We start from the raw sequence: 21,322 nt of genomic DNA on the forward strand, positions 1-21,322 counted from the left end.
GGCTCTCCTGAACTGGCCGGACATTTGCTGGTGGCTTCCAGAAAGATCATTTCACAATCAGTACAATATCAGATATATCATAATTGATCATATTTCATTCTCAAAACGAGAACACATGCAGCCTTTCTCCCGATTTCTGGTCTATTTTCTGGCTGTGGCGCGGCACTGTTCTATTCGCAAGGCAGCAGAGGATTTGAACATTGCCGGTTCTGCCATCAACCGGCATATCCTGCTGGGTGAGCAGCAGTTGCAAACCCCATTGTTTGAACGCCTGCCATCTGGCATGCGGCTGACAGCAACAGGGGAACTGCTGTATGGCTGTGCCCAGCGCTGGGTAAAGGATCTGGATGATCTGAACCGCCAGATAGAAGACCTGAAAGGGATACGCCACGGACAGGTTGATCTGCTAGCGCCCGAAGCCTTGTCGCGCACGTTTCTGCCAGAACTGGTTTGCCGCATGAAGGTGAGCCACCCTGGAGTAATCCTGAATATGACTATTCGGGATAACCAGAGTATTCCTGTGGCACTCCTTGCCGGGAAAGGGGATATTGCTCTTGTGCTGGACCCTGAAGACATGCGTGACCTTACGGTCATTGCGCGTATGTCTTTCCCTCTGGGTTTTATCTGTCGTCCTGATCACCCTCTGGCAAAACTTCCAGCCATTCGGCTGACGCAATGTGCTGAGTATGACATGGTTGTACCCGAAGCGCCGTTAGCACTTGCGTCCGTTTTTACACGCCTCGTCGACGCGGGGCGTGTGACGCCCCATGTAGCTGCGCGCGCAAATAATGTTCAAATGATTATATCTCTTGTCACGACAGGCATTGGTATTGGCTTCCTCAGCTATCTGGATGTCATGTCTGAAGTCAGGAAAGGTGATCTGGTTTTTGTGCCGCTGTTAGGGCCTCATGTACCACATTTGACGTTGGCACTTGTTCATGATCGGACACGTCAACTTTCGCGTACAACGCAAGTCGTTGAAAACGTGATTGAAGAAATTATGCGTCTGAATATGAATTAATGCGACGGCATAAACAGAGTTCATGCTCTACTAACAGACATGGATATGCTGCAATAATTTTGTTGGGGACGCTGGAGCTTGCACGCAATACGACGCGTGTGATTTTGTAATTTGAGGTGGAGCATGAGCCACGCTGATACCCCTTATGTCAGGTATCAGCGTGTAAAACAGATCAGGGCCTGTGGATCAGCTTGCGGTTGAGAAACTCTTCAATACCAAACTCTGAAAGTTCACGACCAAAACCAGAGTTTTTTATGCCACCAAATGGGAGGTCTGGTGCTGTGCCTGTGATGTCATTAATAAAAACCATACCCGTATCAATCTTCAAGGCCAACTGGTAGCCTCGCTGCTCGTCACGTGTATGAATGGAACCGCCAAGCCCGTAAGGGGAGTCGTTGGCAAGCGCGATTGCTTCATCATCATTGTTGACAGAATGAATGACTGCAACAGGACCGAAAATCTCTTCATGATAAATTGGATTATCTTTCTGAACATCAGTCAGGATCGCGGCTTGCATGAAGAAGCCTGAGCGATCAATCTGCTTGCCGCCGCACACAAGTTTTGCTCCGTTGGCTACGGCTTTTTCAACCTGAGATAAGGCATGCTTCATGGCGGTTTCACTGCTCATGGGGCCATGTGTCACACCTTGTTCCAACGGATCACCATATTGGAAGGCCTCAGTGGCCGCCTGCAGTCTGGACGTAAAGTCTTCTACCAGAGAGTGATGTACAATCATACGCTTTGCTGCTGTGCAGACCTGTCCGTTATTCCCCATTCTTGCCGCTGCTGCACGTGGGACTACGACATCCAGATCGGCATCATCGAGCACAATAAAGGCATCTGAGCCTCCGAGTTCCATGGTGCTTTTTTTGAGGTTATGCCCCGCCTGTGCGGCCACCGCACTGCCTGCGCGTTCACTGCCGGTAAGCGCTACGCCACGCACCTCTGGTCGACCAATTAAAATTTCCGACTGGTCATTGGTGATAAACAGGTTGGTATAGCACCCGCAGGCAATCCAGCAGACTGAAACAGTGTCTCAAAAGCCAGTGCGCACTGCGGCACCCCAGGTGCATGTTTCACCATGACAACATTGCCAGCCATAAGATTGGGGGCGGCTACTCGTGCAAGCTGATAATACGGGAAGTTCCATGGCTCAACGCAGTAAATGACCCCCAGAGGTTCGCTCAGAACCACTGCTTTGCCTTGAGTAACAGGCAGTTCCCGTGGCTTCAGGAATGTTTCTGCCATATTGGCATAGTAGGTAAGGATATCTGCCGAGAGTTCAATCTCCCAAACAGCCTCAGAGAGAACTTTACCCATTTCTATGGAAATGAGGCGGGCATGGTGTTCCTTGTTGGTACGCAAAATATCTGCGGCTTTACTGAGTAAGGCACTGCGGTCCGTAATGGAACGGCGGCGCCAGTCATGCTGCCAAAAATGATGAGCATGTTCGAGCTTCTTTATCATGTCATGCGTAGTATGCAGGTCAAAAACTTTTTCTGTCTGACCTGTAGTTGGATTGAGCGTGCGATACGGGCTCATGGAGATGTGTCCTTTGCTTAGGCACTGAAAGATGGGCAAGGCTATCTATATATATATGAATATAGTTGTCTCGACCAAATTTCGCTTTTTTAGTATGAACGATATTAACTGCGCAGATGTCACGCATATGTGTACTATATGGTTGTAGGATTCGCTCAGGTTTATGCCTGTATAAGCAGCAATAATGTTCTCTGCCTGAACGTCAGAAAGAACGCATTACGCTACATTTTCTTCTGGCGCATGCATGCTACGAGTGGACGACAAACGGGTGCTGAGCAGGATCGTTTACGTGATCCGTAACAGGCTTTAATGGAAAGATGCTCCCAAATCATATGGTCTGCTTAAAACGTTGTATAATCGTCTCAGCCGGTGGAGCCTCTTGGGCGTTTTGCTCGTCTGCATCTGAGCGCAGGGCAGGTTAGTGCCTTCAGAAGACTTGATGTTCTGCTGGTCGATCTGAAAGATAAGGCAAAAGAGCTTATCGGGGACCGTGGTGATAATAGTAATAAAATCAGGTTGTCTCTTGTAGATTACAACATCACGGTCTGTATTCCGTCTAAGAATAACTGAAGGTTGAAGCAACCTTAATTGGAATCTGTATAAAAAGTGCCACCTGATCGAAAATATATCCGCAAAACTGAAAGAGTAGCGACGTGCTGCCATCAGATATCAGATGCGAGCGTCGCGCTCACACTTTCATATCCGCAGTTTACATCGCGGCAAGCTTCTATTCTATCTCAAAAATGAGTCCTGAGCGCAGTCATCTGCGGACATCAGAAATGACCAATCAAGCAGCGAGAGACTGTTTGTGGCGGGCCAGATATGTTTGGACGGTACCGTAGCCACTTTCCCATGCATTCAAAAGGCTCTCCAAATGCTCGCGGTTATTCACCAACCCACGAGCCACCAGTTTTCCGTCAACATTATACAGAAAAGCGGAAGGTAGTTTATCCACTTCCAGTAAACGCCCCAGCGTCTGGTCATTGATAAGGATGGAAGGCGAAAAATCAGCCAGACGTGCAAATTCCTGTTGCACATCTGGAGTATCATCCCCAGCCAGAATCAGGGAAATCCGTTCCCGCATACAAAAATCTTTTGCAATAGGAAGTATTTTTCGAGAAATAGGACATGAACCGGACACAAACAGAATCAACTGTGGAAGGGTGCTTGAGCTCAGGTTTATTTTCTGTCCCGATAAGGTTACAAAATCTCCAGTAGGAGCCAGCGTGCCCGGTTGAGGGCCCTGTACACTTGTCAACGCTCCCACAGGGGCGATTTCCTGAAAAAGGCTACGTACACGCCGCATAAGCATAAACGCAACAATACAGGCGAGCAGAAGCACAGCACTTAAAAAAAAGCTGGCATAAATCATGTCCGTCATCAAGGAAGACATCCGCTACTGCCTCTCGTTTATTGCGGCGTGGTTATGGTGGACTTCTGGCAGGCTGCCAGTGATCGTTGTAATACTTCTGCACGATGTTTCATAAAATCTGGCATCGACATCGGATGTTGTCGCCATTCGTGGATTTCTGCCGCTGTGTAAGGTTTAAACCCCGTTTTTGTGCTGTGGCCACCAAGGGTAAACAAGACAAAATTCATGACATCGGCCAGTTCCTGATCATCCCGGATCAAAGACATGGATACACCGGGAACCCGCACCAGATATTCTCGCCCTTCGTCGGTGCAGCCAAAGCTACCCACGACATCACGCAAAGGAGGCACAAATGTTGGCCCAGAAATGCCTTCGATCCCGTGGCATCCGCCACAATGAGACAGATAGTTGGATTGTGTGCGGTTTAGGTTGTTGCCCCTTTAACGGCATCTTCAGCCCGCACTACCTTTGTTCCCGCAAAGCTGATAGCCGCCATACAGACCAGTGCAGCCAATCCAGCATTGGGTCGCAAAGAAAAAATCTCTCTTTTACTTTTTTTAAAAAACGGGACGAAGAACATGCAACGCATTCTGCTCTTTCAAAACAAATTTCAGGATATAGAGAAACCTCTCTTTATTCCTGTTTTCCATCAGTAAAAGATCCTGAAGCGCAAACACGGGGTTCGTATAACCCGAGATGAGGCTTCAGGAACGACGTACTGAAAAATTATGCTGCCTTGCCAATAACCGCAGCTGTCGAGCAGTTATACATCTCTGACGTTCCTGTGCCGAAACACCAGATAATGTCATTATTAGCCATTGGCCGGTAAGCAGGCTGCTCTGCATCTGTATTTAAACATGTAACCTCGTTACAGGAGTCCTGACCACAGCAGTCACGGTAGGCAATCATATAGGAATTGCCATCCTGAGGATTATAACAGCTCCCGATCCACGACGTTGGAGAAGGGGCCGTACCTGGCGGACAACTATGGATACCTCCCCCACACGTGGAGCACAAATTGCCATCAATGGCGCAGTAACGCCAGTAATCGCAGGCTGTCTCATCCTTGGTTTGTGCCTTTGCGGCAAATGGCGTAGGCGCTTTAACCTTGGCAGTCGTATTGGCCGCACTGGCTCTACTTACCGGCAAAAGAGGAAAAAGCGGCACGGCTGCTGCCAACCCACCCAGCCTGGCAAGAATGCCACGACGAGAAGAGCGGCCGGCAAAACGCCGCAGCATAGCTTCTGTCGCCTGATCAAAAAAAAGTTTTGTCCATATTCAGATTTTTATTATCAGACGGCAACATGGGAAGTCACTCCTGTATGGGCCAGTTCCTGAGTGGTATCGGCCGTAGCGGCATCAAGCAACCCCTCAATCTGACGGCGTGTATTTACAATATCCTTGGCGCGGATAGTTCCGCGGTCATCCAGTACAACCATGGCAGGCAGCCTGTTGATCTGGAGCACCAGACCAAGCTCAACCCCAGTCAACAGAGGCAAGCCTTGCATTTCCGGTCGTTCTGCAACCATTGCTTTCAATTCAGGCAAAGGGCCATCACCAATCAACAGCAGATCCATACCCCGCTCAGTCGCTGCCTGTTTGGCCAAAGGCACTACTCTTTTGCAAACCGGGCATTCTGGTGCAACAAAGACCAGTAACTGAAAGCGCCCTGCAGGCAGGGCATCGCCTACCGTTAAGGGCTGACCCTCCAGCGTGTGCAAAACCAGGCGCGGTACCAACTGCCCAACTTCCAAGCCAGTATGGCTATTCTGCTGCTCTCCAAGTGGGGCTAGCCGTTCGTGCAGCACACCGATTTGCCGGGCCAGTGCTAGCAAAACGACGACCAGCCCAATAGCCAGTATGCTCAGCGCAATAAGCCAGAGAAAAAGCGCTAACACCATTCGCTATCGCCCTCCCAAGGCAGGCTGGGCTTTAGGTAAAGTGTATGCCGCAAACCACAGCAGGTAGATGCACAAACCGGCCACCACACCAGCACACCAAATAAATGGCATAGCCATGGGTTGCCCATAAAGAGGTACGATTGCCAACGGAATATAAGCAAGTGTGCGTCCTACTCCCTTCCATGAAAGAAATTCGGACGTAATTCCCGGCGTGCAGCCGCATGAAAGACTGGTGCGTCCCCGCATGAGGTTAACACTCATGGCCAGAGCAAATATTACCAGCATTGCGGTAATGGCTACCCCACCCCACAGGACATAACGACCAGACATCATGGCTAAACCCGCCAGCAGTTCTACAATGCCCAGCCCCCATGCCATAGGTTCAAGCATAAAGGCTGGCAGTAGACGATACCCTGCCAATAAAGTCAGAAACGTGTCGTGATTCTTCAGCTTGGCAAAACCTGCCAATACAAACAGGCTTCCCATCCCACCTGCACAGACCGGAGCCAGACCCAGAAAAAGTGACGATACCACACGGGTCTCCATAAACGGCATGGCCATAACCATGCTCATTCTTCTCCGGGTGCAACCGTAAAGGTTACTGAGGTACCAAGCTTTTTAATCGTTCTCAACAGATGTCCCGTCTGCGCATCATAGACGAAGAGGTCACCATCTGTATCTGTTGTAAACATAAGTGGATGATCGTCCTGTGTTACCCCCACCATGTTACTGGTCTTTTTGAGTGGAATACGGCGCAGCTCTTATGTGTCTGCGCGTCATAAACCCAGACTTCGGTACCATCTTCCTTATGTGTCCAGAATGTGCCGCGATGCATGAGCACATACAATTCATGATCCGATTGATGTAGCGCAATCAACTGAATGCCACCCGGCCGCCATGTGGTCTCGAATGGGGCGGAGGCATCGGACGCGGGTTTCATGCCAGCGCCGACCTGCAGCGACCAAGGCGCTTCCACTGTGCTATTTGCTCCCAGGTGGGCTGGGTAGATGTTCCCGGTGTAGGATAGAAAATAGGCTTCGCCCGTTTTGGTAACAGATGGACTGTTTTCAAAAACAGCATCTTTGTCAGGTGCGAAAAATACCGCAGAATGCGTCATGCTGGCCTTTCCGTCCTCACCCAGGGACACATTGGCCAGCGTTCCATCCGCACAGAGGGATGAAAAACCATTGGTGCCCCAAGGATAAGTCAGGGCACAACCCGGAAGATCCACAGACTGGATCACCTTGTGCGCATGTGTATCCACCACTTCCACCCCATTATTGGGGCTCATCTGGTAAACATACGCGTAGGAGGCTCCTACATTCAAAGTCAAACTATTACGCTTGGGAGTGATCAGTGCACGAGCAGGTAACTCTTCGTCTGATGTCAGCTTGAGTGTGCGGGCATCATACTCTGCAAGCAGATCGTACCGCGCACCACGGTTGCCATGCGCCCATGTGGTTTCTCCCACATAAAAACGACTGGCATCCGGGACCATGGCTACATTGGGATTGTACGCAGCCTGAACCATACCCAACAAGGCACCCCGGTCAGCATCGACCACATAAACGCGGCCATCCTTGGCGTGAGTGCCAGCAGAATCCATGACCAGAATGGTATGAGGCGTATAGGGCTTGAGCGTAACAACATCGCTCTGCTCGGTCTGCAGAACAGGTTCTGCTGCCAGCGCATTTCCACCCAACGTGACTATTGCAACGCCCCCTAGAAGGGAAAGCGCAAAACTTCTACAAGAATTATGAAAAAACATGCTGCCTGTTTCTTTCGGGATCGAAACGGTTTTCTCATACTATGCAGACACTCTCAGGCTGGCAAGGGCAATAATGTGCCTTATGACCCATCGGGAAAGACAAAACGCAACAACAGGCTATCAGAACAGAAATTTTATGAACATCTAGAGCTACATACCCGTCCAGACCTTAAAAATTAAAGCACCAGAAAGGTGTGATATATTCAAATCTTTATGGGTGTGCGCCCATACGGTTCACCACAGGCAGGTCCACCCGACTCTCATCCTCATAAAGCTGCACGGTCATTGCTTTATAGGCTTCTGGTTGAGCCAGAAAAATATTATCCACAAAGGTCTGTGGGTTCCGATCGTAAAGTGGAAACCAGCTTGACTGGACCTGAACCATAATGCGATGGCCTGGCAGAAAAGTATGATTGGCCACAGGAAGGTAAAAACCGTACATCTGTGGTGTATTGGCAGGCACCGCTTCTGGTTTGTTCAGGCCATTCCTGTATCGCCCACGGAAAATATCTGCACTGATCATAAGCTGATACCCTCCCAGTTCAGGCTGGTCGGCAACCTCATCTGGGTAAACGTCTACCACCTTTACCACAAAATCAACATCTGTGCCCGATATTGCAGCTTTGAGATGCGCATAAGGCTGTCCACGCACTGTCAGAGGTGCTTGCAACACTTCTGAGACAAACGCCACTACGTCTGTTCTACCTGATGCCTCCCGCTGGTCATCCACCAGCCAGTTGTGCCACGTTGACCCCGCACCATCCATGGCCAGAATGGGTCTGTGCCGATACGGGACCGGTCTGGTAGGATCAGACACATAGGCAACTGAGGCATTGAGCGGACCGGCCTGATTTGTGAAGACAAGTTTGTGGTCGGGCCTGAAAGCTGCGGGAATCATATCTGCGGTTTTGGCGGGAGTATCTAGGTTAACCAGAGGCCATGCAGGCAAACTCTCCCAACGGTTTTCTCCCGTTACAAAAGCCACAACAGGTGGTGTCTGAGCGGATCGCCCCCAAAGAGCCGAAGCCAGAAAAGGAGCCAGAATCTGCTGCCGAAAATAAACTCCGGTATCACTCCCGAATTCTATGGTGCCTAGCTGCGCCCCCTTCCTGATTTCTCCCCCATGGAACCATGGTCCTATGACTAGATGCAGCATGTCTCCTTGGCTGTCATGTGGTTTCATGGCGTAATATGTTGCCATGGTACCGTAAATGTCTTCCTGGTCCCACAAGCTGTGCACTAGCATTGTTGGAATATGCACGGGCTGGCGGGCCATAATTTTATCCACCGCCTGAGCCTGCCAGAAGCTATCATAAGCAGGATGAGCCAGAACAGCTCTATAAAAACCAATCTGCTGCATCCCCCGCGCATTACCCAAGGCCCCTGCGGATACTGCGTTCATATAGGTATCGTAATCGTCGTAATGTGAGGACCACCATATTTCCGAATTATCTCGTGTCGCTCCTTGCTCATACAGGTAAGGCAGCATCTGCTCACGGAATGCACCATTGTGGAACCAGTCATCCCCACGCCAACCATCCACCATCGCATTCATCGGCACGGCAGCTTTCAGGGCAGGGTGTGGATGCACAAGCCCCATAAGCACTAGAAAACCATCGTAGGAAATGCCTAGAAGACCCACACGGCCATTGGATTGAGGCAGGTTTTTAACCAGCCAGTCTATTGTGTCGTAAGCATCTGTTGATTCATCTGTTCCGCCAGATTTGGGTGCTGCAAGCGGCTTTTGCATGACATAGTCACCTCCAGAGTCATACTTTCCCCGCACATCTTGCAGAACTCGAATATAACCACCTTCTTTAATCATATCAGACATGTTGTCATAACCGTGCAGAGCCACATCCATATGGCTACTATGCTGATTATGTGCCATCTGGTCGGCATCATAGGGCGTGCGTGTCAGTAAAATAGGAGCATTATGCACATTGTTAGGTAGTAAAATAACTGTATGTAGTTTTACCCCATCTCGCATGGGGATCATGATATCTCGTCGTGTGTAATCAAAGCCGTTGTTAACAGCATGAAAATGGGAAGGCATATCCAATTCACGCGCACCAGAGGGTGCGACACAGAAAGAGATATCACCGGCCAAAAAACCTGTAGAAATAAAAAGATTTAGAATTATTTTTTTTAAAAACATTCAATTTCTCGTCTATATGTGCCCCTTCAATGTGAAGGAGAATTGCCCCCCATATTGGCCACTTCCTTCTGATCCAGTGCTGTACCGTAAACCTGAAGCTTACCAACCGCTGCAGGGCAGGCGTGTAGCACTGATTCTACAACTGCCTTTCTATAAGCCTGTAAGCTGTAATCATGGAATGAACGTTTGCGTAAATTGTCCACTTCAGCAGCCGTATAAGGCTTGGCCCCAGTGGGTACGCTCCCTTTGCCCAGCGTAAAAACGACATAGTTCATAAGGTCAGCCAACTGCTGGGACGGTAGTTTGACAAATGCTACATTAGGTAAACGTATGATGTAATCCCGGCCTTCTGGAGAACATAAAAAAAATCCTGCTTGATCTAGAAGATCAGGCACCAGTGTTTTACTCGAATGTCCTTCCAAACCATGGCAACCAGCGCAATTCAGCAGATAATGTAAACGCGGCGGGGGAAACGCCCCTTCATTCCTTCCACTCTCGGCATGCACAGACTGCTCAGGGAACACCATAATTGCAAATGGCAGCATGAATAGTGCGTAAGAAAGAACCTGCAAAGACCTCCACTTCGGGCGATTATGGAGTGTCTTCTTGAACATATTCAGGCCTGGCCAACAATAGCAGCTGTGGAACAATGATAAGTGGTCGATGTTGTACCAAAACACCAAATAATATCATTGCTAGTCTGAGGTCGATATATCGGCATCTCCCGATCAGCCGTATTGCAATGACAATCAGGTGTGGACGCACACGTTGTTCGACCACAACAATCCCTGTAGGCAATAACATATTGCCGTCCATCTGATGGATTGCGACAGGTGCCGATCCACGAAACGGGGGACGGCTGAGTGCCCGGCGGACATGTATGCACACCACCACCGCAGCAGCCACACAAGACCCCGTCAATAGCACAGTGCCGCCAATAATTGCATTTTGTTGGATCAACTGATTGTGCCAGACGGTCAAAGTCGGAAGCTGTGTTGGGTGGGACAGGCACACTAGCCCGGCTTTCCGCTTGCGCGCGCTGCACTGGCAAAAGTGGAAAGGCCCCAGAACCTGCAACAAAGGTCGAGAACCAACCCAGAAACTGACGGCGCGGGGAATGCGAGGCCAGATGGCGTGTAAAAGTTTCTGTTACACGGTCAAAAAGAGGAACACGCATGACCGAAGCTGCCTTTCATCTTTGCCAGAAGGCATATTTTGAAAATATATTTTTCTTCGCAGAATTACGGCGTGGGAACTACAAGAAAACCAGCTACCCTTGCCTCAATTGTTTTTGTCACCTCTCCACTCTCGGCAGAAAGAATAAACAGTTTACCCGATGGCTGCACAGCAAATAGCAATGGATGCTTGGTGTCCGGACTAACAGCAATGCTGGCTGTCGGGCCTGGTAAAACAATCCGCTGCAGCAACCGATGCTGCACGACATCATAAACCCAGACTTCCGTCCCATCCTGTTTATGGGTCCAGTATGGCCCCGTATGCATGAGCGCATACAGGCGGTTATCGGCTGTGTGCCAGAAAAACGGCTGTTTACCCCCTGGTCGCCATGCCAATTCCTGCACACCGGTACCGGCCTTGGGTTGGGATGCCGCCTCCTGCAAAGACCACGGTTGACCGAGCACTGGTTGTGCGGACAGAGTCGCCGGATAAACCATGCCTGTATATGTCACGAACAAAGCCTGTCCAGTGCGCCTGTTTACCTGACTTTGCTCAAAAACAGGGTCTGTATCAGCATCAAAAAATGATTTTGTTTGAGTAACCTGAGCTTTTTTTCCGTCAAAAGCTACGTTGGTCAATGACCCGTTGCCACACAGGGAAGAAAAACCATTATGTGCCCACGGGAAAATAAGTGCACAACCTGGCGTATCCACCGTTCGGACAACTTTCCGGTCATGCAGATTGACAATGGAAACTCCAGTTGCTGGGCTCATATTAAAAATATATGCCCACTGGCCGTCTGCACTTAATTCCAAATTCTGCTGCTTGAAAACAGCAAGAGCCCGGGGCGGCAAGTCAATCTCATGTTCTAGAGCAAGGTGTGGTGTATCATATTCCTGTAAAAAATCCTCCCGCGTACCATGATCTTCCCGTGACCACATGCTGACAGCGGTATAAATTTTTGTTCTGTCGGAAGAAATGGCAAGGTTATCAATCATTTTTGCCGGAACGGTGCCAAGGATTGTTCCTTTGTCACCATCGTATAATGTAAAAGCAACGTTATTTGTTGCGATCAACGCCCAATGATCAGAAAAATGGGGAAGTGTAGCAACATCACTTGTTTCAGCAGCCTGTGGTGGTGCAGGGGGCGCTGCCAGAGCAGACCCTCCTGAGCAGAGTAAAAAAGCAAAGAAGGCAAATGCCTTGTTCTGGCATCTATGGCCAAAGCGGCGCATATTTTTCATCCCTTTTCTACCACGCCTCGTGCTGGCCAGCATAAACTGGCCAGCGCTCTTGCTATTAGTAAGATGCCTTGATGGTGCCAAAGAATTCACGTACGGCACCGCGTTCGATGGACTGCATATCACCCGTGGCCGGGAAACCATTTTCACCCATCATGGCAATGTATTTTGCGTTGAAGAGGTTATAGACCATGAAGGACGCCTTGACGCCACGCAGCGGACCAACATCCCCAAAGTCATAGCTGGCACCAAGGTTGGCAAGCCAGTAAGCGGGAACATGTGTGTCGTTCAGGAGCGAATACTGGCGCTTGGAGTAGTAGTTTACATCCATCCAGGTGGAGGCCCCATGCCATGTGTAGCTGATGTTGGCTTTATACATGACCGACGGATAGCCAGCCATTTTCTTGCCCTTCAGGTTACCATAGCCCGTGCAGTTACCATCATCGTCCGTTGCGTTACAGATCGGAAGATTGTGCCCATAAGTGAAGTGGTTGTAGCTGACCGAGTTGGTAATCGCGAGGCCATGAATTGGCACAAGCGTAACCACACCATCCACACCCCACTGGGATGCACGGCGGGTATTGAGCAGCGTGGCCCCCTGATCTGCCCCACCAATACCAGTTGCACCAGAAATCAGACGGTTATGGTTATCGGAGTGGTAACCATCCACACCAGCCGTGATAAACTGCGAGGAGTAGCGATACCCAAGAACATACGTAAAGTCACGTTCGGGAGTGAGGCTCTTCTTGGCGGCACGGAAAGCAGCCTGATCCTGCAACATCCACGGGCCAGGAGACGTTGCACTTGCATAAGACGATGCGTTGAAGGGCCGCATATTTTCAGCAAAGTCAAAATACAGCTCATGCCCAGGCAGAAAGCGCCAGTCGAGGTTGACTGAGGGCAGGAATCCAGCAGCGGATGTAATGGAACCTTTTGGTCCCTGCGCGTTCAGGCCGGAATAATTACCCGTGGAATCCCAAGCTATATTGCCACCACCTGTCTGCTGCACCGTGGATTTGAAACCATATGTTGCCGTCAGGTTATCCAGAATACGCCACCGATCCATGGCATGGAACTGGAATGTATTCGTATGCCAACGATAGGCCCAGCCTTTGGCAAACTCTGCACCATACACATCGTAAGGACCAGTCGTGCTCAGCGGAGAGCCCTGGCCAAGCTGTGGCTCGTTAAAGTAGCCTGTGCTGGCAGTCGCATCGTTGTGTTCGTACCAAATGCCAACATTAATATTGTGACGGGCAATCTTGTAATCCAGCGCAGACGTGAAGCCTTCGCGCATTTCACGGTTCATCCATACCTGCTCGGAAAGGGGAACCTGCCCGTCAACATAGTTGCCGTTGTCCGAACCATCAGCTGCACAGGTCCCAGCTGCGCTGGTCCCAGGAGAACAGACACCAGGTGCACTGTAGGTTGCGTTGGAAATATCGCGGTGTGCGTAAAGAACAGACTGCCAACGCAGGTTATCGTTCAGGGCCATATCGAAGTTGATTCCTCCGATATAATCCTGGGTGGACTGACCTGCATCATACAGCTGTGTATAATTACCACTGACCAGATCATTCCAGCCAGACGGGTAATTCCCGGCAGCATAATTGAAGGCCTGCCCATAGTTCGGGTACATCAGCTCCTGCCGCCAGCCATATTTAGCCAATGATCCCAGAGATTTATCCAAGTATCCGTAAACTTCAGCATTGTTCCAGTTAAAGAATGCGCTGATCTTGCTTTTATCGCCTATTGGCTGCACCAGCTTAGCATTGACCTGCTGCATGAAGCTGGGGGACGGACCATCGTACTTCTTTTCAAAGTCACGAGAATACGCAACATAGAAGCGGGTGCCACTGCTGTTCAGTTTACCGCTATCCACACGTACATATGTACGCTTCATGGCATAGCTGCCAAACCCCTGAGAAACCGTCGCGCCGGCCTTCTCCTTGGGGTCTGACGTATAGAACTGCATGGCACCACCAAGGTTGGTATTGGAGGCTACATCCAACGACCCACCGCCCTGCGACACGCTGACTCTGGAAATATCATCAGAGATCCAGGCATTCGCAATGTTCAAACCATTGGTGGTCGTATAAGTCTGGTCATTGAGCGGCACGCCGTCGAGCGTAACGCCAAGCTGGTTCTGGAAGAACCCACGAACGTAAACACTCGCACCCCACGTATCAATCCCCAGCGGATCGGTGGAGCTATAGCTCACACCCGGCAACTGACCAACAGCCTTGAGGATGTTCTGACCGGGTACCTGCTGATCCAGTTCTTTTCGCCCGATAACGTTTTCACTGTTATGCGAAATCGCACGACGCGTGTGGGAGACCAGAACTTCCTCCCCCTTACCCTGCAATGCCTTGGATGACACCTTGCGCGGTTTGGTAGAGTGCGCACCAACTGCCTGAGCTTTACCAGAATGTTTGGCGGTGGTTGACGTATGATGAGTAGACACACTCCCCACATCGGTTTCCGCAGCATTGGCATGCACTGCCCATTGAACCGAGAGTAGCGCAGAAGAGGACGCCAACAAGAACAGAAAACGATTGACGCATACTGGCAACATACGGTGCCCCTTTAGGTTTGATTCTGATGCAGTTTGAAGATGACCCTATCTCATTCTTTTTCCGAAACAAACACCTGAGATCCAGACGAAATTTTCCTGATTATTTTTGAATTATGTTGAAATTATAAGGATAAAAATAAAAACCAATCCTTAAATTTCATCCGAAAAAAGTCTCAGACTCATTTTATTACATCCAACTTGTTGCTAATAAGCAACAAATAGCCCGCCCTCAGATAAGCGCTGACAGATTCGAGGTGGACCTCTAAAAAATATGCGAGATAGGTATAGCCATACGCTAGAGGGCGCTATGAGCTTTAGGCTCAGGCACACATCGGTGCGCCAGATCAGGCGACCTGGACCCTCGTTTTTATCCAAAGGCTTGATGTCGTGTGGCGTGTTTTAAGGTCGCATATATGCAACTCTATGTTGTGACTGACGATAATAGGAGGCCTCCAAGTTTCTACATGGTCGTAGGTCAGGGCTGCACAGGGGCAACTGCCTTTTTCGACAGTCTGCCAAAAGTCCAATGATTGTGGACGGATCAGGGGTCTGATGCCGACTGCTTCTGTGAGGCTCTTTAGGCCAGGCCACCTATTCCCGGACAAAACTTCCCCGCTCGTCCCGTCCAACATGACAAACGCGCTATAAACGCCGGGAACTGCGTCAAGATCATATTCGGCAAACTGAAGGGCTGGAGGTATGTGCCACTCACTATAACAGATGCTTCGTCGAGCAGGCGTGCCAACTCCAGATTGGCCTCATTCTGCGGCACAGGTCGATATTAGACGACCAACCGGATAAGTGGCGGTGGCGTGTATTCTCTCCGCGTGAGGAGGGTTGAGTGCACACTCAGGGAGCATCTTCGTGGAGAAACTGACTTCCTCCTATCCTCTCAATTGCCGGGCACTTTCACGGGGCAATCATTGCCTTAAGCACACCGTGGTGTGGCGATAATTCGCCAGCATCACAGTCTTCTCAAACCGCTTCTAGAACAATATGTGAGTTGAAGGCCGCCACTGCCTCTTGTGTGGAATCTTGTCCATAAAACCCGTCATCTTTCAGGTCAGATTATAGATTACACCCCTGTTCGAAAATGCGGGAGCATCTTACGCTGAAATAAAAAATAACGCAGAAAATAAGCTCAGTCAGCTTTAAGGTGTAGATTCAGTTGAATGCGATTCAAGGCTTAAAGTTCTAAATGCTGCTCCGCGGTGGGGCACCATGGCAAAAGGTGTTGTCTTGCTATTTGACTGCACACGGCTCGAACTGCTGTGGGTTGATGGTCCGGAGCAGGCGCTTGTTCCCATAATCAGCAACATAGCTATTAATCTCATGAAGTGGCGATCCTAAGTCGGAAGAGCGCGAGGAGTTTTGCCACACATAACATTTCGAAACCGAAATAACAACGTGTTTGGCTATGAGATGTATGATCATTATGAATGAAAGCTTAAGGAAAATGCTTTGATCGGTAGTGTGTAGATTTTTTCTATGAAAATCATGAAAGAGAAAAAAATATCTGCAAATTGTTATGCCTGGATGGTTTCGTTGGAAGTCGCTATTGCGCTATTCACAAAGTGCTCAGGGATAACGGATTCAGGATTGGTGGCTGGCTCAGGAACGCCAGAAATGGTGATAAAACCTTACTTGAAGGATATACCTCTGGCAGGGGAACTGTCGTAATCGAGAGGGCCAGTCGAAAGCACAAGGCTGCGCGACGTATTCAAGTTACAATTGTCAAAAAAACACAATGGAATGATCTACTATGTCCAAACTGTTAAACTGTACCAATGATGATATTCTTGACATGTTCCCGCGTATAAAAAGTCTTGGTGGCGGCCCATTCGGTGAAGACGCCGATATCTTCGGTGATACGTTACGTGAAGTTGTTCAGGATGCACCACAAACGCGGGATCTGCCGTTCAAACAGCAGACAGTCAACGAATTAAGGAATTTCCTGACCTATAGTGACGAGGATATTGAGCGCGTCAGTTGGGTTGTGCTTGGCATAGACCCAACGGCGGATGTTGAAGAACCACCCAACTGGGGTAATTTTCCAAGCTTGCGGGCATTCTGGTCAGCCGTTCTGCATGCTTTTGAAAGTGACCCCGAGGTGCAGGCGGGAAGGGAAATTGACCCCGACATGTAAGGGCGGGGTATCCGTTAATATCAATTTAGCACTTGCGTTTATAGAAACCGATCATGGTATCGAGATTGCACGCAACGTCGCGCGTGAACTTGTCGTGCCTTATCGACCTTCTGGGGGGCAGTCACAATTTGCGGCCATGTCCCACATGGAGCCGCAATCGGATCGTATACGCATGGTGCATGCAGCCGCACGCTCTCATCTGAGCGAGCCCCTCCCGATTGAACGGCTGGCGGAAGCTGCCAGATTTACATGTGCGTCAGTTCGGGCGTGCTTTTCGTAGTCAAACTGGTGAAACCCCTGCCAAAGCAGTTGAACGTTTGCGCGTAGAAGCGGCATGTGCTTGCTTGCACAGCGGGGCAGAGCCGACCGAACAGATTGCAATATCTGCTGGTTTTTCTAACCCGGAACGTATGTGCCGTGCGTTCGTCAAGCTGCATGGTCACCCGCCACAAGAGATCCGGCGATCCGGTCGTCAGGACAATCTTCCATCTCCCGCGACCTGAACGAACAGAAGAATTTCAAACATCCGCAGTTAAATACCGATATGCACCGAGGGCAGCATTTCTGCCTTTGGGGTGTATCAGCGCGACCGATTAAAGGATTGGACACATCAGCCAATCCTGAGAGCCCGGAAGCGTCTTATAAACCATGTCACGAATTGCTGGTGGCGCCTCGGCAGGGTTTCCAGCATAAAACGGTGGCTGCGGATCATACTGGACAAGAAGCTGCACTTCCTGCGCCCTAGGTTCAGGACTCATTCTTTAAGATAGAAGATGAAGCTTTGCACTGGATTTATCATCGCATCAAATCGTCAGCAAAGCGCCGCAAAAGCGTTCTCAACTGATCGAGGTCTTCATCGGTCCAATCGACGAGAATGCGGTTTGCCAGCCTCTCACGGGCCGCGTTCAGCAGGTCGATCATTTCTTGTCCCCTTCCAGTCACTGTCGCTTCGCGAACACGCCTATCCGTTATGGACGGCTTGCGCTCAATAAGATCCAGGTCTTCCAGCTTGCTCATTTGTCGGCTGATCGTCGTATGATCACGCCCCGTACGGTCCGCGAGTTCGACAACGCCGATAGGACCGTAACGCCATACCCGTGCCAGAAGCGGGAAAAGGGCTCGATCCAGTGGAATCCCGGCTTCTTCGATCAGGCGATCATCACGGCGGGGGCGGTTAATTTCATCGACAAGATCAATGATTGCAGTATGCAGTCCACGCAGGATTTCAGGGTCGTGTGCATTATTCACGTTTATTATTGCCTTTGGTGTCAAGGTCAGATACGTGAATAATACACATTGATTCGCGGAGTTGCCAGTGTCTTTCGATACAGACGTCCTGATCTCGGGTGCAGGGGCCGCAGGCCTGACATTTGCCATCGACCTCGCCCGACGCGGGGTTTCGTTCCAACTGATCGAGCAGAACGCGCAGCCGTTCAACGGATCGCGCGGCAAGGGCATCCAGCCCCGGACGATGGAGATTTTTGAGGATCTCGGCATCGTCGATCGTATGGCCGCGGCAGGCGGGCCCTATCCACCACTGCGTCAGTATCGCCCTGATGGAACCCATACGATGTCGCTTCTGGCAGAGGCGGACGTCTTCCCGGCCGCAGCCGAGCCCTATGCTGCACCGCTGATGCTGCCGCAGTTCGCAACCGAGGCCGTCATGCGGGAGCGGCTTGCCGAACTGGGCCATCATCCACACTTTGGGACAAGACTGACCGGATTTGAACAGGACGATCATGGCGTTACGGCGAGGGTGGAACAGGAGACTGGCGAGCAAGTTATCCGTGCCCGCTTCCTGGTTGGAACCGATGGTGGCCGCAGTTTTGTGCGTCATGCATTGGCGATCGATTTTCCAGGGGAAGCATTAGGCGTGCGTGCGATCGTTGCCGACGTACGGCTGGAAGGGTTGGATCGATCCGTCTGGCACCGTTTCCAGCTCGACACGCCCGCGACACAGGTGATGATATGTCCGTTGGCGGGAACGGACCTGTTCCAGCTTCAGGCACCCGTAGCCATGGAGGGAGAGATCGATCTGTCTCCGGTCGGGCTGACCGCGCTTATCGGGGCCCGGACTGGCAGAAGGGATATTATCGTCCGCTCTGTGTCTTGGTCCTCGGTCTATGTAATGAGTGCCCGTTTGGCCGATCGCTACAGGGTTGGGCGGGTCTTTATTGCGGGGGATGCTGCGCATGTGCACCCGCCAACCGGTGGTCAGGGTCTTAATACTAGCGTTCAGGACGCCTATAATCTCGGCTGGAAGCTGGCCTCGGTTCTTGCGGGCGCACCAGAAGCGCTGCTCGACAGCTACGAGGCGGAGCGCCAACCGATCGCGTTGAACATGCTGCGTCTCTCGACGCGACTGCTCGGTGAAGCAAAGCAGGGCACCATGCGGCGTGATCGCGAGGCGCGGCAACTCGATCTCGGCTATCGCAGTTCATCGTTGAACGTACCCGGTTCGGTGGGTGGAAAAGTGCAGGCTGGCGATCGCGCTCCTGATGCACCTTGTCGTGGACAGGCCGGGCAGCAGACACGGCTGTTCACGGTTTTTAAAGAGTCTGACTGGATATTGCTCGGCTACCAGCCGCGTGACCGCCCATCGGCCATCGCTGGCGTCCGTATCGTCACCGTCGGCGCGGGGCAGGAACTCGTCGACGATAATGGCCGTATCGCCGAGGCGTACGGGATCGACTCTGGTCAGTGGGTACTCGTGCGTCCAGACGGTTACATCGCCGGGATTTTTTCCTCCGATGAGCTTGAACCGCGGCTTTCGCAATATCTCGCGCAAATGCTGTCGTTACGCCCGGCCGATATGTTTGGAGGGTCATGATTGGGGGGGCTTGCGGAATGTTGGTTATCGGCCAGCGATAGCCGAAAGCAGCCGTAGCCTGCGCCCATGTTCATGACGCCCAACCACCTTTGATACCATCTGAATAAGCCAGAGCCTGTTCCAGATCAGAGCGGAAGATTTCAAAATCCACAGTCCGGGAAAACGCTTCAAGTTGATCACCCAGATATCTCAACCCGGACAACCGCTCTTCAACGTCAAACAAACCGGGCTGCTTCATCCTCTACCCTTTCAACCCAATCAGCAGGTATGGAATCACAGAGCGGGTCTCAAAACCAGAGGGCTTGTCGAGCCCTCCAGATTAAACTGAAATCTCAGACATGGTGCTGGATCAACATGATCCAGACAGCCGCCATTACGATACACAAGATTGAGACTGGGCCCCCACACGGGCAAAGGCACCAAACGAGATTTTAACACCATGACTCGCGGCCTGTTCGACAGCGATAATCCCAGCCAGACTACCAAAGACAATCAGATTGCTGAAAAAGCCGGTACCCAACGCCAGCGCGGCACCCAGAATATCGGCATGACTGCCAGTATCCAGAAAAGGCACCAGCAGCATAACAGTCGGGCTATTGCCGATGATGTTGCTGAGTATCGAACTGGCAAACAGAAGGGACAGCGGATCGTTCAGATTGATGCCCCATGCTCGCATGTCATGCAGCAGGTGTTGCGGCAGGTCCGTGCTGGTCATGGCGGCGTTGACCACAAACAGACCGGCAATCAGCAGCAGCAGGTTGCCGTCCACCTGCTTGAGCACATCGCTGGAGGCAATTTTACGATTGATCAGCAAAAAACTGGCTGCTGTCAGGGCAACCAGTTCGCGCGGCCATGCATCCAGCACAAAGGCGATGACAACGGCAATGGTGACAAAAGTTGCCTTGCAGGTTTCCACTACGTCAAATTGCGTAGGGGGAGGGGCTGACGGAGCAGGCATGGTTGTGGCGGGGGCGACAGGGAGTGTCCAGTGGCCACGGTACATCCATGCAATAACGCCCCACACGATGACCAGTGACAACAGGGCAGGCAACCCGGCGACGGACAGAAAGCCCGTAAAGGAAATGCCCAGTTCCTGTGCGGCAATCATGTTCTGCGGGCTGCCAATCAATGTTCCGGCAGAGCCCGTGTTGGCGGCAAAACAGAAGGCCAAGAGAAAGGGGACAGGGTTAAGGCCCCGCGCCAGAGTAATGGAAATCAGCAGCGGGGTCATGGCCACAACCACGACATCGTTGGTCAGAATGGATGATAAAAACGCCCCGACAACAACCAGCACCCCCAGCAGGGCCACAGGCCCGACCGACAGTGTTGCCACGCGCTGGGCTGTCCATGCATAAAAACCGGACTCAGCAAAGGCACCGGATACGACCATAAGCCCGAACAGCATGCCAATGGTGCGGTAATCTATAGCCATCCAGGCGGCTTTGGCGCTTATGCTGCCTGCGGCCATCATGGCCAGAGCACCAACAATGGCTGCCCCTGTGCGATCGACCTTGAAGCCGGGCAGCTTGCCAAGGCCCATGGTGATGTAAACCATCAGGAAAAAGAAAAGTGTTGTATCCATGGGTCTCGCC

The 21,322-nt window shown here is 51.1% G+C and carries 15 protein-coding genes and 5 pseudogenes; 5 read left to right on the top strand and 15 right to left on the bottom strand.

Features of this window, described 5'->3' with window-relative positions:
• Window positions 1–115 precede the first annotated feature (115 nt).
• Window positions 116–1,021, top strand: coding sequence for a LysR family transcriptional regulator (locus JCM25146_RS02210; RefSeq protein ID WP_025825560.1), 906 nt, complete (start codon window positions 116–118; stop codon window positions 1,019–1,021).
• Between the two features lie 172 nt (window positions 1,022–1,193).
• Here the strand turns inward: JCM25146_RS02210 and JCM25146_RS16575 are convergent.
• A pseudogene (locus tag JCM25146_RS16575) lies at window positions 1,194–2,563 on the bottom strand (NAD-dependent succinate-semialdehyde dehydrogenase).
• 250 nt (window positions 2,564–2,813) lie between these two features.
• Between JCM25146_RS16575 and JCM25146_RS23240 the strand changes: the two are divergent.
• Window positions 2,814–2,951, top strand: a pseudogene (locus tag JCM25146_RS23240) (transposase); the annotation flags it as partial.
• A gap of 399 nt (window positions 2,952–3,350) precedes the next feature.
• Here the strand turns inward: JCM25146_RS23240 and JCM25146_RS02220 are convergent.
• The 11 genes and pseudogenes from JCM25146_RS02220 to JCM25146_RS02270 all read right to left on the bottom strand — a co-directional run bounded on the left by JCM25146_RS02220 (window position 3,351) and on the right by JCM25146_RS02270 (window position 14,754).
• Window positions 3,351–3,944: a thioredoxin domain-containing protein gene (locus JCM25146_RS02220; RefSeq protein ID WP_025825562.1), complete on the bottom strand. Its 594-nt coding sequence runs from the start codon at window positions 3,942–3,944 to the stop codon at window positions 3,351–3,353.
• Between the two features lie 29 nt (window positions 3,945–3,973).
• Window positions 3,974–4,431 (bottom strand): annotated as a pseudogene (locus tag JCM25146_RS16580) (cystathionine beta-lyase).
• Window positions 4,432–4,661: 230 nt separating this feature from the next.
• A complete protein-coding gene (mauA, locus tag JCM25146_RS16585) occupies window positions 4,662–5,174 on the bottom strand; it encodes a methylamine dehydrogenase (amicyanin) small subunit (RefSeq protein WP_051543912.1) in 513 nt (170 codons plus the stop codon).
• Window positions 5,175–5,227: 53 nt separating this feature from the next.
• The gene (locus tag JCM25146_RS02240; RefSeq protein WP_025825565.1) at window positions 5,228–5,836 is read right to left on the bottom strand and encodes a thioredoxin domain-containing protein; all 609 of its coding nucleotides are present in this window, start codon (window positions 5,834–5,836) and stop codon (window positions 5,228–5,230) included.
• Window positions 5,837–5,839: 3 nt separating this feature from the next.
• Window positions 5,840–6,409, bottom strand: coding sequence for a MauE/DoxX family redox-associated membrane protein (locus JCM25146_RS02245; protein WP_242400855.1), 570 nt, complete (start codon window positions 6,407–6,409; stop codon window positions 5,840–5,842).
• Window positions 6,406–7,604, bottom strand: a pseudogene (locus tag JCM25146_RS16590) (amine dehydrogenase large subunit). The gene JCM25146_RS02245 and the pseudogene JCM25146_RS16590 overlap by 4 nt, the downstream one beginning before the upstream one ends.
• 211 nt (window positions 7,605–7,815) lie before the next feature.
• Entirely contained in the window at window positions 7,816–9,762 is a 1,947-nt protein-coding gene (locus JCM25146_RS02255; protein ID WP_025825570.1) for a CocE/NonD family hydrolase, read from the bottom strand.
• A 26-nt stretch (window positions 9,763–9,788) separates the two neighbouring features.
• Window positions 9,789–10,376 (bottom strand): c-type cytochrome, encoded by a 588-nt coding sequence (locus tag JCM25146_RS16595; protein ID WP_148298937.1) that lies wholly within the window; start codon window positions 10,374–10,376, stop codon window positions 9,789–9,791.
• A gap of 2 nt (window positions 10,377–10,378) precedes the next feature.
• Window positions 10,379–10,939 carry a methylamine dehydrogenase light chain gene (locus JCM25146_RS21090; protein WP_081774712.1) on the bottom strand — a complete coding sequence of 187 codons (561 nt, stop codon included), beginning with the start codon at window positions 10,937–10,939 and terminating at the stop codon, window positions 10,379–10,381.
• Window positions 10,940–11,003: 64 nt separating this feature from the next.
• Entirely contained in the window at window positions 11,004–12,215 is a 1,212-nt protein-coding gene (locus JCM25146_RS02265; protein ID WP_025825574.1) for an amine dehydrogenase large subunit, read from the bottom strand.
• Window positions 12,216–12,237: 22 nt separating this feature from the next.
• Complete coding sequence (locus tag JCM25146_RS02270; RefSeq protein ID WP_025825576.1) at window positions 12,238–14,754, bottom strand: TonB-dependent receptor; 2,517 nt, start codon at window positions 14,752–14,754, stop codon at window positions 12,238–12,240.
• Between the two features lie 1,804 nt (window positions 14,755–16,558).
• Between JCM25146_RS02270 and JCM25146_RS02275 the strand changes: the two genes are divergently transcribed.
• A complete protein-coding gene (locus JCM25146_RS02275; RefSeq protein WP_025825578.1) occupies window positions 16,559–16,900 on the top strand; it encodes a hypothetical protein in 342 nt (113 codons plus the stop codon).
• A gap of 251 nt (window positions 16,901–17,151) precedes the next feature.
• The gene (locus JCM25146_RS23255; RefSeq protein WP_242400858.1) at window positions 17,152–17,403 is read left to right on the top strand and encodes a helix-turn-helix domain-containing protein; all 252 of its coding nucleotides are present in this window, start codon (window positions 17,152–17,154) and stop codon (window positions 17,401–17,403) included.
• A gap of 292 nt (window positions 17,404–17,695) precedes the next feature.
• Here the strand turns inward: JCM25146_RS23255 and JCM25146_RS02280 are convergent, their stop codons facing one another.
• Complete coding sequence (locus JCM25146_RS02280; RefSeq protein WP_035371782.1) at window positions 17,696–18,148, bottom strand: MarR family winged helix-turn-helix transcriptional regulator; 453 nt, start codon at window positions 18,146–18,148, stop codon at window positions 17,696–17,698.
• A 67-nt stretch (window positions 18,149–18,215) separates the two neighbouring features.
• Here JCM25146_RS02280 and JCM25146_RS02285 point away from each other — a divergent pair, with 67 nt between their 5' ends.
• Window positions 18,216–19,730, top strand: coding sequence for an FAD-dependent oxidoreductase (locus tag JCM25146_RS02285; RefSeq protein WP_035371785.1), 1,515 nt, complete (start codon window positions 18,216–18,218; stop codon window positions 19,728–19,730).
• Between the two features lie 82 nt (window positions 19,731–19,812).
• On the opposite strand, the pseudogene JCM25146_RS21870 reads toward JCM25146_RS02285, so the two are convergent.
• Both JCM25146_RS21870 and JCM25146_RS16600 read right to left on the bottom strand, forming a co-directional pair.
• A pseudogene (locus JCM25146_RS21870) lies at window positions 19,813–19,968 on the bottom strand (IS5/IS1182 family transposase); the annotation flags it as partial.
• Window positions 19,969–20,103: 135 nt separating this feature from the next.
• Complete coding sequence (locus tag JCM25146_RS16600) at window positions 20,104–21,312, bottom strand: SLC13 family permease (RefSeq protein ID WP_199897671.1); 1,209 nt, start codon at window positions 21,310–21,312, stop codon at window positions 20,104–20,106.
• Window positions 21,313–21,322: the final 10 nt, after the last annotated feature.

It is taken from the genome of Acetobacter okinawensis JCM 25146 (genome assembly GCF_000613865.1).
In the GTDB taxonomy this organism is placed as follows: Bacteria; Pseudomonadota; Alphaproteobacteria; order Acetobacterales; family Acetobacteraceae; genus Acetobacter; species Acetobacter okinawensis.

Coding starts and splice junctions, on each gene's coding strand:
- JCM25146_RS16595 (WP_148298937.1), bottom strand. CDS start 10,376: ATGTTCAAGAAGACACTCCATAATCGCCCGAAGTGGAGGTCTTTGCAG.
- JCM25146_RS02270 (WP_025825576.1), bottom strand. CDS start 14,754: ATGTTGCCAGTATGCGTCAATCGTTTTCTGTTCTTGTTGGCGTCCTCT.
- JCM25146_RS02265 (WP_025825574.1), bottom strand. CDS start 12,215: ATGCTGGCCAGCACGAGGCGTGGTAGAAAAGGGATGAAAAATATGCGC.
- JCM25146_RS02220 (WP_025825562.1), bottom strand. CDS start 3,944: ATGACGGACATGATTTATGCCAGCTTTTTTTTAAGTGCTGTGCTTCTG.
- JCM25146_RS02255 (WP_025825570.1), bottom strand. CDS start 9,762: ATGTTTTTAAAAAAAATAATTCTAAATCTTTTTATTTCTACAGGTTTT.
- JCM25146_RS02275 (WP_025825578.1), top strand. CDS start 16,559: ATGTTCCCGCGTATAAAAAGTCTTGGTGGCGGCCCATTCGGTGAAGAC.
- JCM25146_RS16600 (WP_199897671.1), bottom strand. CDS start 21,312: ATGGATACAACACTTTTCTTTTTCCTGATGGTTTACATCACCATGGGC.
- JCM25146_RS21090 (WP_081774712.1), bottom strand. CDS start 10,939: ATGCGTGTTCCTCTTTTTGACCGTGTAACAGAAACTTTTACACGCCAT.
- JCM25146_RS02240 (WP_025825565.1), bottom strand. CDS start 5,836: ATGGTGTTAGCGCTTTTTCTCTGGCTTATTGCGCTGAGCATACTGGCT.
- JCM25146_RS02210 (WP_025825560.1), top strand. CDS start 116: ATGCAGCCTTTCTCCCGATTTCTGGTCTATTTTCTGGCTGTGGCGCGG.
- JCM25146_RS02245 (WP_242400855.1), bottom strand. CDS start 6,409: ATGAGCATGGTTATGGCCATGCCGTTTATGGAGACCCGTGTGGTATCG.
- mauA (WP_051543912.1), bottom strand. CDS start 5,174: ATGCTGCGGCGTTTTGCCGGCCGCTCTTCTCGTCGTGGCATTCTTGCC.